16 protein-coding genes are annotated in these 14,695 nt (G+C 64.7%); 10 read left to right on the top strand and 6 right to left on the bottom strand.

Features of this window, described 5'->3' with window-relative positions:
- Window positions 1-10: 10 nt before the first annotated feature.
- The 5 genes from Q2K57_RS04525 to Q2K57_RS04505 are packed head-to-tail and all read right to left on the bottom strand — an operon-like array spanning window position 11 to window position 5,439.
- Window positions 11-280, bottom strand: coding sequence for a K+/H+ antiporter subunit F (locus Q2K57_RS04525; protein WP_112053711.1), 270 nt, complete (start codon window positions 278-280; stop codon window positions 11-13).
- Window positions 274-771, bottom strand: coding sequence for a Na+/H+ antiporter subunit E (locus Q2K57_RS04520; RefSeq protein WP_112053710.1), 498 nt, complete (start codon window positions 769-771; stop codon window positions 274-276). Before Q2K57_RS04520 ends, Q2K57_RS04525 begins: the two co-directional genes overlap by 7 nt.
- A complete protein-coding gene (locus tag Q2K57_RS04515; RefSeq protein ID WP_304526179.1) occupies window positions 768-2,279 on the bottom strand; it encodes a monovalent cation/H+ antiporter subunit D in 1,512 nt (503 codons plus the stop codon). Before Q2K57_RS04515 ends, Q2K57_RS04520 begins: the two co-directional genes overlap by 4 nt.
- Window positions 2,279-2,626 carry a Na+/H+ antiporter subunit C gene (locus Q2K57_RS04510; RefSeq protein WP_112053708.1) on the bottom strand — a complete coding sequence of 116 codons (348 nt, stop codon included), beginning with the start codon at window positions 2,624-2,626 and terminating at the stop codon, window positions 2,279-2,281. The genes Q2K57_RS04515 and Q2K57_RS04510 overlap by 1 nt, the downstream gene beginning before the upstream one ends.
- The gene (locus Q2K57_RS04505) at window positions 2,626-5,439 is read right to left on the bottom strand and encodes a monovalent cation/H+ antiporter subunit A (RefSeq protein WP_304526178.1); all 2,814 of its coding nucleotides are present in this window, start codon (window positions 5,437-5,439) and stop codon (window positions 2,626-2,628) included. Before Q2K57_RS04505 ends, Q2K57_RS04510 begins: the two co-directional genes overlap by 1 nt.
- A 393-nt stretch (window positions 5,440-5,832) precedes the next feature.
- Between Q2K57_RS04505 and Q2K57_RS04500 the strand changes: the two genes are divergently transcribed.
- From Q2K57_RS04500 to Q2K57_RS04485, 4 genes are all read left to right on the top strand, one after another.
- The gene (locus tag Q2K57_RS04500) at window positions 5,833-5,985 is read left to right on the top strand and encodes a DUF2256 domain-containing protein (protein WP_175069136.1); all 153 of its coding nucleotides are present in this window, start codon (window positions 5,833-5,835) and stop codon (window positions 5,983-5,985) included.
- Window positions 5,982-7,451 (top strand): DASH family cryptochrome, encoded by a 1,470-nt coding sequence (locus tag Q2K57_RS04495; RefSeq protein WP_304526177.1) that lies wholly within the window; start codon window positions 5,982-5,984, stop codon window positions 7,449-7,451. The genes Q2K57_RS04500 and Q2K57_RS04495 overlap by 4 nt, the downstream gene beginning before the upstream one ends.
- Window positions 7,451-7,918 carry a DUF3429 domain-containing protein gene (locus Q2K57_RS04490; RefSeq protein ID WP_304526176.1) on the top strand — a complete coding sequence of 156 codons (468 nt, stop codon included), beginning with the start codon at window positions 7,451-7,453 and terminating at the stop codon, window positions 7,916-7,918. Before Q2K57_RS04495 ends, Q2K57_RS04490 begins: the two co-directional genes overlap by 1 nt.
- A gap of 97 nt (window positions 7,919-8,015) precedes the next feature.
- Entirely contained in the window at window positions 8,016-9,308 is a 1,293-nt protein-coding gene (locus Q2K57_RS04485; RefSeq protein ID WP_304526175.1) for a lytic murein transglycosylase, read from the top strand.
- A gap of 6 nt (window positions 9,309-9,314) precedes the next feature.
- Here Q2K57_RS04485 and Q2K57_RS04480 read toward each other — a convergent pair whose 3' ends face one another.
- Window positions 9,315-10,028 carry a 16S rRNA (uracil(1498)-N(3))-methyltransferase gene (locus tag Q2K57_RS04480; protein WP_304526174.1) on the bottom strand — a complete coding sequence of 238 codons (714 nt, stop codon included), beginning with the start codon at window positions 10,026-10,028 and terminating at the stop codon, window positions 9,315-9,317.
- Between the two features lie 103 nt (window positions 10,029-10,131).
- On the opposite strand from Q2K57_RS04480, the gene phaR reads away from it, so the two are divergent.
- The 6 genes from phaR to coq7 all read left to right on the top strand — a co-directional run bounded on the left by phaR (window position 10,132) and on the right by coq7 (window position 14,691).
- Window positions 10,132-10,611, top strand: coding sequence for a polyhydroxyalkanoate synthesis repressor PhaR (gene phaR, locus Q2K57_RS04475; protein WP_112053701.1), 480 nt, complete (start codon window positions 10,132-10,134; stop codon window positions 10,609-10,611).
- Between the two features lie 86 nt (window positions 10,612-10,697).
- Window positions 10,698-11,984, top strand: a complete 1,287-nt coding sequence (purD, locus tag Q2K57_RS04470) for a phosphoribosylamine--glycine ligase (RefSeq protein ID WP_112053700.1) — start codon at window positions 10,698-10,700, stop codon at window positions 11,982-11,984.
- A 149-nt stretch (window positions 11,985-12,133) separates the two neighbouring features.
- Window positions 12,134-12,589: a thioesterase family protein gene (locus Q2K57_RS04465; RefSeq protein WP_304526173.1), complete on the top strand. Its 456-nt coding sequence runs from the start codon at window positions 12,134-12,136 to the stop codon at window positions 12,587-12,589.
- Entirely contained in the window at window positions 12,589-13,461 is an 873-nt protein-coding gene (locus Q2K57_RS04460) for a phosphoribulokinase (RefSeq protein ID WP_112053698.1), read from the top strand. The genes Q2K57_RS04465 and Q2K57_RS04460 overlap by 1 nt, the downstream gene beginning before the upstream one ends.
- A gap of 74 nt (window positions 13,462-13,535) precedes the next feature.
- On the top strand, window positions 13,536-13,877 hold the full coding sequence (locus tag Q2K57_RS04455; protein ID WP_112053697.1) for a histidine triad nucleotide-binding protein: 342 nt from the start codon (window positions 13,536-13,538) through the stop codon (window positions 13,875-13,877).
- A gap of 172 nt (window positions 13,878-14,049) precedes the next feature.
- Window positions 14,050-14,691: a 2-polyprenyl-3-methyl-6-methoxy-1,4-benzoquinone monooxygenase gene (coq7, locus tag Q2K57_RS04450; protein ID WP_112053696.1), complete on the top strand. Its 642-nt coding sequence runs from the start codon at window positions 14,050-14,052 to the stop codon at window positions 14,689-14,691.
- Window positions 14,692-14,695 lie beyond the last annotated feature (4 nt).

The raw sequence follows: 14,695 nt of genomic DNA, 5'->3' as shown, positions 1-14,695 counted from the left end.
ATCTCCCTGCCTATTCGATGATGTCGCCGCGCAGCAAGTACTTGCATACCGCCACGGTGCTGATGAAACCGAGCATGGCGATCAGTAGTGCCGCCTCGAAATAGGTCTTGGTGTTAAGCCACAGCCCCATCAGCACGATCAGGGCGATGGAATTGACATACATGGTGTCCAGCGCCAGCAGCCGGTCGGGCATCGACGGGCCCACAGCCATACGGTAGACGTTGAGCATCAGGGCCATCAGGATCAGCGCCTGGCTGATCCACAGCGCGGTATCTAGCATTCGTAGATCTCCTTGAGCGGCTGCTCGTAGCGCTCGCGAATCTCGTCGATCAGCGCCTGTTCATCGGGAGCGTCCAGGGCGTGGATCAGCAGGGTGCGGCTGTCCATGCGCAGGTTGGCCGATACCGTGCCCGGCGTCAGGGTGATGGTGTTGGCCAGCAGCGTGATGGTGAACCGGTCCTCGAGCATCAGCGGATACTCGACGAAGGCCGGACGCATGCGCCGCCAGGGGTTGAGAATCAGCCAGGACACCTGCAGGTTGGCGCGAATGATGTCACCCAGCACCCGCAGGCCGTAGCGCACCAGCAGCCAGGGTTTCTTGACGCGAGGCTGAACGTCCCAGAAACGCCGGTTGAGCAGCGGGATGACGATGGCCAGCAGGCTGCCCAGCAGCAGGTGAGCGAAGGACACGCTGCTAACCAGCAGCAGCCAGACGACCAGCAAGAGGACCGACAGTAGCGGCATGGGTAGCCAAGAGCGGGGCGTGATCATGTGTCACCTCCGGCATCAGGCAGCAGGGCACGGATTTGCACTGCAGGCGAGCTCAATTGTTCTGCGGTGGCCTGGGTGTAGTCGCTGACCGGACCGGCCAGCAGCACCAGCAGGGGGGAAGCGCCAAGCAGCCATATCACGCCGAACAGCTGGCGCCGGCCCAGTGGGCGATCGCTGGGCTCCCCATCGTGGCTGCGCCAGAACAGGGTCGAGCCGGCCCTGGACAGCGCCACCAGCGAGCACAGTCCGGCGATCAGCAGCAGCGGCCATAGCCAGGGCTGCTGTGCCGGCGTCGCGGCGACCATCAGCAGTGCCTTGCCGATGGCGCCGGACAGCGGCGGCAGGCCGGCTACGGCGGCACCGCCCATCAGGAACAGGACCCCCAGCAGCCCGCCATTGCGCAGCGGGCGCCCCTTGACCAGCCGGGTGCCGGCCTTGCCGCGCTGCAGGCCGATCAGCTCGGCCAGCAGGAAGAGGCCGCCGGTGACCAGGGTGGTGTGAATCAGATAGAAGAGCAGGGCGCCAATGGCTTCGGGGGTGTGCATGCCGATGCCCGCCAGCAGGGTGCCCACCGAGACCAGTACCAGGTAGGCGACCAGCAGGCGCAGGTCCCGGGCTGCCATCACGCCGACCGCGGACGCCGCCAGTGTGCCCAGCGCCAGCCACCACACCCAGGGCTGCTCTATGGCGGCCAGCGGACCCGCCTGATCGCCGAAGATCAGAGAGTAGACCCTGAGAATTGCGTAGATGCCGACCTTGGTCATGATCGCGAACAGCGCAGCCACTGGTGCTGGCGCCGAGGAATAGGCCTTTGGCAGCCAGAAATACAGCGGCAGGATCGCCGCCTTCAGGCCGAACACCACCAGCAGCAGCAGCGCGCCGGCGCTGACCAGCCCGGCGCGCTCGCCCTCGAGCTCGGCTACGCGCACTGCCATGTGGGTCATGTTGAGGGTGCCGGTAGCGCCATAGAGCACGCCTACCGCGATCAGGAACAGCGCCGAGCCCGCCAGATTGAGCACCACATAGTGAAGGCCTGCCTGGATGCGTCCCTTGCCACCGCCGTGCATCAGCAGTGCGTAGGAGGCCAGCAGCAGCACCTCGAAGAACACGAAGAGGTTGAACAGATCGCCGGTCAGGAAGGCTCCGTTGATGCCCATCAGCTGCAGCTGGAAGAGCCCATGGAAGTTGCTGCCCTGTTCATCGTCGCCGGCACTGGCGAAGACCACGCAGCCAAGCGCCAGCACGGCGGTCAGCAGGATCATCAGCGCCGAGAGGCGATCGAGCACCATGACGATGCCGAAGGGCGGCTGCCAGTCGCCCAGCGCATAGTAGGAGACCTCGCCGCCGGTCGCCTTGCCGACCAGTGCGATGGCGACGGCCAGCAGCAGGGCGGTGCTGCCGATGCCCAGCACTCGCTTGAGAGAGGTGCTGCCGTGGCGGCTGATCAGCAGCAGAATACCGCTGACGAGTGGCAGCACGACGGGCAGGACAATCAGATGTTGCAGCATCAGCGGCGCTCCTCTCGCGGCTCGTCGACCTGACGGCCATCGACATGGTCATTGCCCATGTCGCCGCGGGCACGCATGGCCAGGATCACCGCGAAGGCGGTCATGGCGAAGCCGATTACGATGGCGGTCAGCACCAGCGCCTGGGGCAGCGGGTCAGCGTAGTTGCCGCTGCCGTCGAGAATGGCGGCGCCATTGGTGGTCAGCCCACCCATCGAGAACAGGAACAGATTGACCGCGTAGGACAGTAGCGTCAGGCCGACCACTACCGGGAAGCTGCGCCCGCGCAGGGTCAGGAAGAGGCCACAGGCGGTGAGGATGCCTGTGGTGATGGCGTACAGGCTTTCCATCAGCTTTTCTCCTTGCTGGTGGCGGGCTGGGCATCCTTGGACGGGCGGTGCGGCGTGGTCACCTTGCCCAGGTTGGCAAGGATCATCAGGGTCGCACCGACCACTGCCAGATAGACGCCGAGGTCGAACAGCATGGCGGTGGCCAGCTCGAACTCGCCGATCAGCGGCAGCTTGAAGTGCCCGAAGGCGGATGTCAGGAAGGGACGGCCGAACAGCCAGCTACCAAGCCCGGTGAGCGTCGCCACGGCAACGCCGCCGATGGCCACCAGCTGGTAAGGGAAGTCCAGACGGCTCTGGGTCCATTCCACGCCCCGCGCCATGTAGATCAGAATCAGCGCCACCGCGGTGACCAGGCCGGCGATGAAGCCACCACCGGGCTGGTTGTGGCCGCGCAGGAAGATGAAGACCGAGACCAGCAGCGCCAGCGGCAGCAGCCACTGGGAGACACTGGTGAGGATCATCGGGTAACGGTCCGCTGACCAGACGCGGCCCTCGGCGTCGCTGTGGGGCATGAACAGCCGCAGACGATTGAGCAGCTTGAAGATCGCGAGACCGGCGATCGCCAGCACCGTGATCTCGCCGAGAGTATCGAAGCCGCGGAAGTCGACCAGGATGACGTTGACCACGTTATGGCCGCCGCCGCCGGGTACGCTGTTATCAATGAAGAAGCGGGAAATGCTGTCGACCTCGCGAGTCAGCACTGCATAGTTGAGGCTTGCCACGACCATGCCCAGTGCGCCGGCCAAGGCGATGTCGCGAATGGTGCGATGGGCCGAAGACTCTCGTGGCGTCTTCTGAGGCAGGAAGAACAGCGCCAGCATCAGCAGGATCATGGTCACCACCTCGACTGAGAGCTGGGTCATCGCCAGGTCGGGAGCCGAGAAGCGGGCGAAGGTCAATGAAACCACCAGCCCCACCACCGACAGCATCAGCAGCGAAACCAGGCGATAGCGATGGGTCACGACGGTCCCCAGGGCGCCGAAGATCAGCAGCGCCGCGCCAAGCATCAGTACGCCGTCAAGCTCGCCCTCTAGCTTTCCGCCCGACAACTGCGGCAGCTCCAGGAGGCCCAGGGTGGCAAGTAGTAGCGCCGCGCCCAGCAGCAGGCTCATATAGCGCTGCAGTGAGCCGTTCTCAAGGCGTGCGGTCAGCGATTGGCTGCGTGCCACCAGGCGCTGGATGCTGCTCTCGAAGATCATTCGCGCATCGGTGTTGGCGAACTGACGCACGAAGCGTCGGATCGAGGCATGCACGCCGTAGAGTGCAACACCGCTCGCCAGCGCGATCATGCTCATCGCCAGGGGCGCATTGACGCCATGCCAGATGGCCAATTTGAAGTCGAGCGATTCGCCCAGCACCGCCTGGGCGGCGAGATCCAGCAGGCCGGTGGCCAGCATCGCCGGGAACAGGCCCACTGCCACGCATAGCATGACGAGCAATTCCACCGGCACTCGCATCAGCCGCGGTGGCTCATGCGGATGTTTAGGCGGCGTGGTCTTGGCCGGCTTGAAGAAAACCGCATGTACCAGGCGCAGCGAATAGGCCACCGACAGTACCCCGCCGAGGGTCGCTAGCAGCGGCAGCAGCCACCCCAGCCCGCCGAGCAGGCCGGCATCCAGCGTCTCCTTGAAGAACATTTCCTTGGACAGGAAGCCGTTGAGCAGCGGCACCCCGGCCATCGAAGCTGCCGCCAGGGTCATCAGCAGGGCGGTGACCGGCATCGCCCGGCGCAGTCCGCCCAGCTTGGCAAGCTCCCGGGTGCCTGCTTCGTGATCGATGATCCCCGAACTCATGAACAGCGCACCCTTGAAGGTGGCATGGTTGAGAATGTGGAAGAGCGCGGCAAGGATCGCCATCGGGCTACCGATGCCCAACAGCGCGGTGATCAGCCCCAGGTGGCTGACCGTGGAAAAGGCCAGAATACCCTTGAGATCCGTTTTGAGCAGCGCGAACCAGGCCCCATAGAGGAAGGTGGTCATGCCGGTCAGCGTGACCAGCCAGCCCCACATGGCGCTGTCGCCGATCGCCGGATGCAGGCGCGCCAGCAGGAAGATGCCGGCCTTGACCATGGTGGCCGAGTGCAGATAGGCGGAGACTGGGGTCGGGGCGGCCATGGCATTGGGAAGCCAGAACTGGAAGGGGAACTGGGCCGACTTGGCGAAAGCACCGATCAGCACCAGCACCAGCATGACCGGGTAGCGCGGGTCAGCGAGGATGACGTCAGCGCTATCGAGCACCACCCCCATGTCGAAGCTGCCGACCATGTCGCCGATCAGCAAAAGGCCCGCGAGCAGCGCAAGGCCCCCGGCACCGGTGACGGTCAGCGCCATGCGTGCCCCCTTGCGGGCATCGCTCTGGGACGACCAGAAGCCGATCAGCAGGAAGGACGACAGGCTGGTCATCTCCCAGAACACCCACAGCAGCAGCAGGTTGTCGGCCATGACGATGCCGACCATCGAGAACATGAACAGCATCAGGTAGGCATTGAAGCGGCCGAAGGGCTCCTCGGGCGCCAGGTAGTAGCGCGCATAGAGGATGATCAGCAGGCCGATGCCCAGGATCAGCGTAGTGAACAGCAGCGACAGGCCGTCCAGGCGGAAGGCCAGATCCAGCCCCAGTTGGGGAATCCAACTGATGGCAATGCGGGGCACCTCGCCGGCCGAGAGAGCCGGTACCAGGGTCAGGGTCAGCAGCAGTGCAATAGCCGGTGGCGTGGCCGTGCCCAGGGAGCACAGGTTGCGCCCATATCGCTCGAGGCACATGGGAGCCAGCACGCCCAGCAGGGTCAGCAAGGGAATCCAGAGCAATGTCATCGATCGTTCGTCCTGCGCGGGTCCGGGGAAATTGGGGTGATACCCGTTGTCATTCGCCAAGGCAAGCCCACTGGGCCGGCGTTGGCGGCATGGCGTGATCCATCTCAGGGCCAGACGCCGCCCTACTCTAGCGTAAAGGATCGCTCGACGCAGGTGCTGCTAACCGCTTTATCGCCTTGAATCATCAACGCTTGTCTGTCTTGCATTAGCTCCACTGCGCTGCCGGTTCTGGCATCGGTGGGTGGGGCCGGTGGCATTGATGATGCTAGCGGTTTGCGCCCGCCGTTGGAGATGTCGGGTACGTTACCTATATTTTGGTGTACAATACCTATACGAATTAATTTATTTGTCCAATTTATCGACCTGCCTCTTGGCACTTCCTAAGGTGATGGCATGCGACGCAAGGCTGCGCTTCCCGTCAAGACCTGTCGCCAGTGCGAGCGCCCCTTTCGCTGGCGGCGCAAGTGGGCTCGCTGCTGGGACGAGGTGCAACATTGCAGCGAACGCTGCCGCCGAGAGGCGCGTCGCGCCAGGCGGTCGGCATGAACCCTGAATTGGTATGGCTGCGCGATGATCTGCGCCTGGCCGATAACCCACTGTTCCACTTTGACTCGCCGCCGGCCTCCCTGATGTGTGTCTACGTGCTCGACGAACGCTGGCTTTCGCCCCTTGCGCCAGGTCTATCTTCGCGTCGCATCGGTGCAGCCCGGCTGTGCTTTCTCTGGCAGAGTTTGATCGCCCTGCGTGGCGAGCTTCTTAAACGGGGAGGGGATCTACTGGTGCGCGTCGGTGATCCGCCGGCGGTGATTGCCGAACTTGCTGCCCCAGTAGGCGTCTCGTGCATCCACGTGCGTGACGCCGCAGGTCATGACGAGGCCACCGACCTGACAAGGCTCACCGAGCAACTGCCGGCGAGCTGCAAACTTCGTCGCTGCCAGGGCGGTACCCTGTTCGACGAGCAGGCGCTGCCCTTTGCCCTGGAGGAACTGCCGGGCAGTTTCTCGGCCTTTCGCCGGCGTATGGAAGCGGAAGGCAGCGTACCGCCAGCTCAGCCCGCGCCGATTACGCTGCCGCTATGGCCCGAGAAAGCGCCTCGAGGCCTGCCGCCTCTTAAGCATGTCTGTGAGGAGGCCGCCGCCTGGCGCCCCGACCCGCGTGGCGATTTTCGTTTTCAGGGCGGCGAGGAAGCCGCTCAGACGCGACTCGATCACTATCTCTGGCACAGTGGCGCCATCGCTCGTTATAAACAGACACGCAATGGCCTGCTGGGCGCCGAGTTCTCTACCCGGCTGTCGCCCTGGCTGGCGACCGGCTGTCTGTCGGCGCGGCAGGTTCATGATCAGGTGCGGACATGGGAGCTTGACCATGGCGCCTGTGAGTCGAGCTATTGGGTGATCTTCGAGCTCATGTGGCGGGAGTACTTTCACTGGGTCGCTCGAAAGGAAGGGGGCTTGCTCTTTGGCCCTCGGACGTTGCCCGAACCGCCACCGGCCTTTCACGACTGGTGTCGCGGCGAGACCGGCGTGCCTTTCATCGATGCTGGCATGCGCGAGCTTGCGTCCACCGGCTGGCAGTCCAACCGGATGCGCCAGAATGTGGCCAGCTTCCTGGTGCATGACCTAGGCATCGACTGGCGCCTGGGCGCGGCTTGGTTCGAGCACTGCCTGATCGACTTCGACGTCGCCAGCAACTGGGGCAACTGGGGGTATGTGGCCGGCGTCGGACGAGAGGCGAGCCGCGGGCGCTATTTCAATGTGCTCTGGCAAGCGCAGCACTACGACCCGGCCGGCGACTATGTGAGCCATTGGCGACCCGAGCTTGAGCGTCTGGCCGAAGGTGAGGCTCGCCATCAGCCCTGGCGCGCGGCCCCCGACGCCTTCCCTGCACCCTGTGTCATCCCCGATGCCTGGGGCGACGCCTTGATGGCGCTGCCATCCTCTACTGGCGACTCATCTCTTGTTGATTCTGCCACTGTAGACACTCCTCCTTTCGACGCTGCCAGGGAGACGTGATGCACGTACTGTCCCTATCTGATGATCGTCGTCTACCCGTCATGCTGGGCCTGGCCGGGCTGCTGCCCTTTGTGGCCACGGCCCTGGGCGCTTGGTGGGCGCCAGGGGCTTGGTCGGTCTTCGCCATACAGGCCTTTGTCTATTACAGCGCGGTGATACTGTCCTTTCTCGGCGGCATCCACTGGGGGCTCGCCATGGGCCGAGATGCACCGAAGAGCCCGGCATTTCGCGGCCGTGTCATGCTGAGCATGGCGCCCAGCCTGATGGCCTGGCCGGCCTTGCTGTGGGGCGGGGCGCCGGGCACCGCGCTGCTGATGCTCGGCTATATCGCGGTGCGCGGCTATGAGGCGAGTGCGACTGGCAGTGTTGGGCTGCCCGAGTGGTATCGAGGGCTGCGCAATGTGCTGACCGTGGTGGTGGTCGCCTGCCACTTGGCTGTGATCCTTCGGTTTTGGCAGCTTCTGTAGCGATACCGCTGGCTGGCGCGGCGGGAAGGCTGGTGGCCTGGATCGATCTGCGCGATGATGCTCTCCTTTATTCGTGATGATGGAGTATCACCCCGCCATGCGCAGGATCCTCGTATGCTCGCTGCTGTTGAGCACCCTGGTCGGCTGCCAGAGCAGTCAGGTCAGCCAAGCCCAGAGCCAAGCCTCGGCAACATCTTCGTCCCAGGCAACTGATCAGGCGACGGCACCGGCCGACGATAGCAGACAGGACGTTAACGCGCAGGCCGAGTCGCCGGCGTCTTTCGAGGCCTGGCTCGCCGATTTCCGCCGCGAAGCACGGGCCAAGGGCATTGCCGAGTCGACGCTCGATCGGGCCCTGGCCGATGTTCGCTTCCAACCCAAGATCCTCGAGTACGATCGCGCCCAGCCCGAGTTCGTGCGCCCTATCTGGCAGTACCTGGACACGGCCGTTTCATCGACCCGGGTGACCAACGGCCGCAAGCGCCTAGCCGAGCATCGTGCCACGGCGGAGCGTATGGCCAGTCGCTACGGTGTGCCGGCGGAGGTGCTGGTGGCGATATGGGGGGTGGAAAGCAACTACGGCAGCAACTTCGGCAGTTTCTCGACGCTGAATTCCCTAGCGACCCTGGCCTTCGATGGCCGCCGCCGCGACTTCGCCCATGACGAGCTGATCGCTGCGCTCAAGATCATCCAGAACGGCGATATCGCCCCGGATCGCATGATCGGTAGTTGGGCCGGAGCCATGGGGCATACCCAGTTCCTGCCGTCTAGCTTCCTCGCCTATGCCGAGGACGGCGACGGTGATGGCCGCCGCGACATCTGGGGCAGCATTCCCGACGTCATGGCCTCCACCGCCAACTACCTCGCGCGAGCCGGCTGGCAGGCCGGCGAGCCCTGGGGTGTCGAGGTGCGCCTGCCTGCGGATTTCGATTATTCCCAGACCGAGCTGGCCACGCGGCGCTCAAGCCAGGCCTGGGCGGCACAGGGCGTGCGCGCGACAGACGGCGAGGCGCTGCCGGCGCTTGGCAAGGCATCGATCCTCACGCCTGCCGGCGCTCGTGGCCCCGCCTTCCTGGTTGGCGGCAACTATCGCGCCATCCTTCGCTACAACAACGCCACCAGCTATGCGCTGGCGGTGGGCACCCTTTCGCGCCGGGTGGCGGGAGAGCCTGGCATTCGCGCCGACTGGCCGCGCCAGGAAACGCCGCTTTCCAGGGCGCAGGTCCGCGAGCTGCAGCGCTCGCTGAACGCTCGTGGCTTCGCCACAGGGACGCCGGACGGCATCATGGGCCCCAACACCCGCGCCGGGCTGCGGGCCTTTCAGGCGGCTCAGGGTCTGACGCCTGATGGCTTCGCCACGGTATCGCTGCTCGAGCGCTTGCAGCAGTGAGGTTGGCTAGCCGAGTCGCGCCAGCAGGGCGATGACGGCCGTCTCGACCCGCAGGATCCGGCTGCCCAGGTGAATGCCCTGGCAGCCGGCCACCAATAGCGCCTCTACCTCATAGGGAATGAAACCGCCCTCGGGGCCCACCACCAGGCTCGCCGGGGCATTGAGTCCGCGAGGGCAGGCCGCTTCCATGCCGGGATGGGCCAGCAGCCCGCTGCGTTCATTGAGCCTTGCCGCTAAGCGATCCTCGACGAAGGGCTTGAAGTGGGTTTCCAGCTCCACCTCGGGCATCACCGTGTCGCGGGCCTGCTCAAGGCCCAGCACCAGGTGCTGGTGGATCTTCTCTGCGGACAGCTCGGGCGATTGCCAGTAGCTCTTCTCTACTCGTCGGGTGTGCAGCAGGGTGATGCGCTTCACGCCAAGGGCCGTGACGTGCTCCAGCGAACGCGCCAGCATGCGCGGGCGCGGCAGGGCCAGCACGAGGTCGATATCCAGCGCCGGCGGCGGGGCCTGATCGAGGGCATCGAGGGCGAAGCGGGCGCCATCGTCGTCGAGCGTCACCAGCCGGCCGTGACCGATGGCCCCGCCGCTCACGCCAAGCGTCAGTTCATCGCCGGGGTGAGCACGATGCACCTCTTGCAGGTGGCGCAGTCGCCTTGGATCACGCACCCAGGCGTGGTGGTCGTCGGTGAGGTCGGCAGGGTCGAGCAGGATCAGGTTCATGAGGCCTCGGCGGCGCGCAGCGGGTGACAGGGAACGGCGACGGTGGCTAGAACGCCAGACGCGGTGCACAATACCAGCAAAGCTGATAATAGGAGCACCGTCCGTGCGCGTGATTCGCAAGTATGCCAACCGCAGGCTCTATGATACCGAACAGAGCCGCTATGTGACGCTCGAAGACCTGCGCAGCCTGATCCTCGAGGAAGTGCCGTTTCGCGTCGAGGACGCCAAGTCCGGTGAAGACCTGACGCGCACCATCCTGCTGTCGATCATCATCGAACAGGAGCAGTCCGGCGGTGACTCAGAGGTATTCTCCAACGACCTGCTGGCCCAGTTCATTCGCGTCTACGATATGGCCCAGCCGCTGCCGCTGGCCCGCTATCTGGAGCAGGGCACCCAGCTGATGATGGAACAGCAGCAGCGTATGCAGGACCAGTGGAAGGAAGCCATGCGCCACACGCCGATGGAAATGATGCGCGAGATGGCCGAAGAGAACATGCGCTTCTGGCAGAAGACCTTTCAACAGGGCCCCGGTGGCAGTCACAAGGACGACATGGGCGGCGACAAAAGTCGCGACAAGGACTGAGCTCTCCCGACACGGCCGCCGCCTTTCTGGCATAATGCGCGGCTTATTGCGCATTCCCCTTACCCAACAGTCGAGCAAGGTTGCAGATGAAGGTTCTGATCATCGGCGGCGGCGGCCGCGAACATGCCCTGGCCTGGAAGGTCGCTCAGTCTCCTCAGGTCGAGACGATCTACGTGGCGCCTGGCAACGCCGGCACCCTGGTCGAGCCGAAGGTCTCCAACGTCGACATCGGGGCCACCGACCTCGCGGGCCTCGAAGCCTTCGCCCGTGACCACGCCATTGATCTGACCATCGTCGGTCCCGAGGCCCCGCTGGTCGAGGGCGTGGTCGACCGCTTCCAGGCCGCAGGGCTTGCGATCTTCGGGCCGACCCAGGCCGCCGCCCAGCTCGAGGGCTCGAAGTCCTTTACCAAGGACTTCCTGGCTCGTCATGCGATTCCCAGCGCGGACTACCAGACCTTTACCGCCGTGGAACCAGCGCTTGCCTACCTGGCCGAGAAGGGCGCACCGATCGTCATCAAGGCCGACGGCCTGGCCGCCGGCAAGGGCGTGATCGTGGCCATGACCGCAGCCGAGGCCGAAGCGGCGGTCCGTGACATGCTCGAGGCCAATGCCTTCGGCGATGCCGGCGCCCGGGTGGTGATCGAGGAATTCCTCGACGGCGAGGAAGCCAGCTTCATCGTCATGGTCGACGGCGAGCACGTGCTGCCCATGGCCACCAGCCAGGACCACAAGCGTGCCGGCGACGGCGACACCGGCCCCAATACCGGTGGCATGGGGGCCTATTCGCCCGCCCCGGTGGTTACTGATGCCGTCTATCAACGCATCATGGATGAGGTAATCCTGCCCACGGTCAAGGGCATGGCGGCCGAGGGGCATCCCTATACCGGTTTCCTCTACGCGGGCCTGATGATCGACAAGAGCGGCGCGCCCAAGGTGATCGAATACAACTGCCGTTTCGGCGATCCGGAAACCCAGCCGATCATGATGCGACTCGAATCCGACCTCGCCGCACTGTGCCTGGCGGGCAGTCAGGGCACACTTGATCGCGAATCCATCGAGTGGGACAAGCGACCGGCGGTCGGCGTGGTCCTGGCCGCCGGCGGTTACCCGGGCAGCTACCGCAAGGGCGACGTGATCGACGGTATCGAAGCCGCCGAGGACACCGGCTGCCGGGTGTTTCATGCCGGCACTACCCAGGATGACCAAGGTCGGGTCGCGACCAGCGGCGGTCGCGTGTTATGTGTAACCGCCTTGGGAGACACGGTGGCTAACGCCCAGGCCCTGGCCTACGAAGGGGTGGCCGCCATCGACTGGCAGAACATGAGCTACCGTCGCGACATCGGCTTCCGCGCCATCGCCCGCGAGAGCTGATTGCCTGGCGCGCTGTCTCCCATTCAAGGATTGCCTTTCTTTGCAGTGATTGCCCCAGTGCTTCGCGGTAGCTGCCAAGCATTTGAAACTGCGTGATCAGGGGTGGCCCTGAGTCGTTGCGCTGGGACGGGATACGACGGGGAGTTGATATGTCACGAGTACGCCTGGAATTTCCGACAGACGCCATCCTGCACCGCCACTCCCTGTCGGTACGCATCACCGACATGAACTACGGTCGTCACCTTGGCCACGATGCCCTGGTGTCGCTGTTGCATGAGGCGAGAACTGAAGCACTGGCCTCCCGCGGGCTCAGGGAATGGGATCTCGGCGGCTGCCCCAGTGTGGTTGCCGATCTTGCTATCCAGTATCAGGGCGAGGCCGCCTGGCCCGACATGCTGATCGTCGAGACCGCGATTCCTCCCGTCGACGGCAAGTCGCTGTGTGTCTATCACCGGGTGGTGCGTGAGCATGACCAGCGGCCCGTCGCTACTGCCCGGCTCAACCTGGTATTGCTCGACCCCGCGTCTGGCAAGCCTGTCCCGGTGCCCGCCGGCGTGCAAGACTCGCTGTCCCCGGCCGGGCCTTCTTTCGAGGGCGACGCCTGATGTCCCGGGAATATCCGATCATCGCCGTGACCGGCTCCAGCGGCGCAGGCACCACCACGGTGCGGCGCACCTTCGAGCGCATGTTTGCTCGCGAAGATGTGCATGCCGCGACCGTGGATGGCGATGCCTTCCATCGCTACACCAAGGACGAGCTGTCGCGGATCTTCCGCGAGGAGCCCGAGCGCACCGACGAGCTGTCCCACTTTGCGGTGGAAGCCAACCTGCTCGAGCATCTCGAGGCGCTGTTCCAGGAATATGGCGATCAGGGCTCCGGCACCTTCCGGCACTATATCCACGCCGAAGACAAGCGGATGATCGAGCTTGGCCATCAGGTCGGTACCTTCACCGACTGGCAGCCGCTGCCCAGCGGCACCGATCTTCTGTTCTACGAGGGGCTTCACGGCGGCCTGGTCACCGCCGAGCATGACATCGCTCGCCATGTCGATCTGCTGGTGGGCGTGGCGCCGACCATGAACCTTGAGTGGATACAGAAGATCGATCGCGACACCAAGCTGCGCGGTTACTCCCAGGAAGCGGTGATCGACACCATCCTTGGGCGCATGCATGACTACGTCCGCTATATACAGCCGCAGTTTTCGCGCACCCATATCAACTTCCAGCGGGTGCCCACGGTGGATACCTCCAACCCCTTCGAGGTCCAGGATATCCCCACCGATGCCGAGTCCTTCGTGGTGATCCGTTTCCGCGATCCGTCCACGGTGGACTTCCCGTACCTGCTGGCGATGATCCAGGATGCCTTCATGAGCCGTCCCCACACCCTAGTGGTGCCCGGGGCGCGCATGCCGCTGGCCATGGAATTGATTCTGGGCCCGCTGGTTCGCCACCTGTTAGCCCAGCGGCGTTTCCGCTAGGCTCACAGGCCGCGCGGAGCGACCACCACTGATTGGACCACCCTATACCGACTGTCATTCAAGGGAGAGGCGCCATGGATTGCCTGTTCTGCAAGATCATCAACCGCGAGATTCCCGCCGATATCGTCTATGAAGACGATGACGTGCTGGCCTTCAACGATATCAATCCCCAGGCGCCGACCCACCAGTTGGTGATTCCCAAGCGCCATATCTCGACCCTCAACGACATTGCCGAGCAGGACCTGGCGCTGATCGGTCGCTTGCAGTACACCGCGGCAACCCTGGCCAGGCAGGCGGGCTTCGCCGATGAAGGCTACCGGGTGGTGATGAACTGCAACGAGCGGGGTGGGCAGACGGTTTATCATGTCCACATGCACCTGATGGGCGGTCGCGACTTCACCTGGCCGGCGGGGTAATCGGCATCAGGGCGTCGAGCTGACCGAGCCTGCATGCCCGAGGCACCGCTAGCTGCACTGACATGTCTCGGGGCTCTTGCCTTGCGAGGTGGCTGGCGCGCCAGAATTTCGCCACAACTTCTGGCTGCGTCGCGGCTCGGGTAGACTAGAGATAACATCCACGGGGGCCCTCATGAATCGCCAGTTTTCCCGCAATGACCACCTGATCCAGCAGTTCGATACCATTCTGCGCACCCTGGTGCCGCATGCCGCCCAGCCGTCGCGGCCTAGCCCGTCCGCCGGCGTTCAGGACGGCGAGCTAGATGAAGCCGAGCGCGCTCACGCCGTGGGGTTGATGCGCATCAACCACACCGGCGAGGTCTGCGCACAGGCGCTTTATCAGGGGCAGGGGCTGACCGCCAAGCTGGCTGACATCCGCAGCCAGATGGAGCAGGCCGCTCAGGAAGAGATCGACCACCTGGCCTGGTGCGATGCCCGCCTCGAGGAACTCGATGGTCGCACCAGCCTGCTCAACCCGCTTTTCTACGGGGCATCCTTCGGTCTCGGTGCGGTGGCCGGCGCCGTGGGCGACCGGGTCAGCCTGGGCTTCGTCGCCGCCACCGAGGAGCAGGTCGGCGACCATCTCGACGAGCACCTCGAGGCATTGCCGTCGGGCGATCGCCGCTCCCGGGCGGTGCTCGAGAAAATGCGCGAGGACGAGGCCCACCACGAACGCTGGGCCCTGGAAGCCGGCGGCGCGGAGTTCCCGGCGCCGGTCAAGGCCGGCATGCGGCTGATGTCCAAGCTGATGACCACCAGCGTTTACCGGCTCTAGGTCG

This window comes from Halomonas sp. I5-271120 (assembly GCF_030553075.1).
Lineage (GTDB): Bacteria > Pseudomonadota > Gammaproteobacteria > Pseudomonadales > Halomonadaceae > Onishia > Onishia taeanensis_A.
This window is presented reverse-complemented; position numbering and strand designations above follow the sequence as displayed.

Coding starts and splice junctions, on each gene's coding strand:
- Q2K57_RS04525 (WP_112053711.1), bottom strand. CDS start 280: ATGCTAGATACCGCGCTGTGGATCAGCCAGGCGCTGATCCTGATGGCC.
- purD (WP_112053700.1), top strand. CDS start 10,698: ATGAAGGTTCTGATCATCGGCGGCGGCGGCCGCGAACATGCCCTGGCC.
- Q2K57_RS04505 (WP_304526178.1), bottom strand. CDS start 5,439: ATGACATTGCTCTGGATTCCCTTGCTGACCCTGCTGGGCGTGCTGGCT.
- Q2K57_RS04495 (WP_304526177.1), top strand. CDS start 5,982: ATGAACCCTGAATTGGTATGGCTGCGCGATGATCTGCGCCTGGCCGAT.
- Q2K57_RS04515 (WP_304526179.1), bottom strand. CDS start 2,279: ATGCTGCAACATCTGATTGTCCTGCCCGTCGTGCTGCCACTCGTCAGC.
- Q2K57_RS04480 (WP_304526174.1), bottom strand. CDS start 10,028: ATGAACCTGATCCTGCTCGACCCTGCCGACCTCACCGACGACCACCAC.
- Q2K57_RS04485 (WP_304526175.1), top strand. CDS start 8,016: ATGCGCAGGATCCTCGTATGCTCGCTGCTGTTGAGCACCCTGGTCGGC.
- Q2K57_RS04510 (WP_112053708.1), bottom strand. CDS start 2,626: ATGGAAAGCCTGTACGCCATCACCACAGGCATCCTCACCGCCTGTGGC.
- Q2K57_RS04460 (WP_112053698.1), top strand. CDS start 12,589: ATGTCCCGGGAATATCCGATCATCGCCGTGACCGGCTCCAGCGGCGCA.
- Q2K57_RS04455 (WP_112053697.1), top strand. CDS start 13,536: ATGGATTGCCTGTTCTGCAAGATCATCAACCGCGAGATTCCCGCCGAT.
- coq7 (WP_112053696.1), top strand. CDS start 14,050: ATGAATCGCCAGTTTTCCCGCAATGACCACCTGATCCAGCAGTTCGAT.
- Q2K57_RS04500 (WP_175069136.1), top strand. CDS start 5,833: ATGCGACGCAAGGCTGCGCTTCCCGTCAAGACCTGTCGCCAGTGCGAG.
- Q2K57_RS04520 (WP_112053710.1), bottom strand. CDS start 771: ATGATCACGCCCCGCTCTTGGCTACCCATGCCGCTACTGTCGGTCCTC.
- Q2K57_RS04465 (WP_304526173.1), top strand. CDS start 12,134: ATGTCACGAGTACGCCTGGAATTTCCGACAGACGCCATCCTGCACCGC.
- Q2K57_RS04490 (WP_304526176.1), top strand. CDS start 7,451: ATGCACGTACTGTCCCTATCTGATGATCGTCGTCTACCCGTCATGCTG.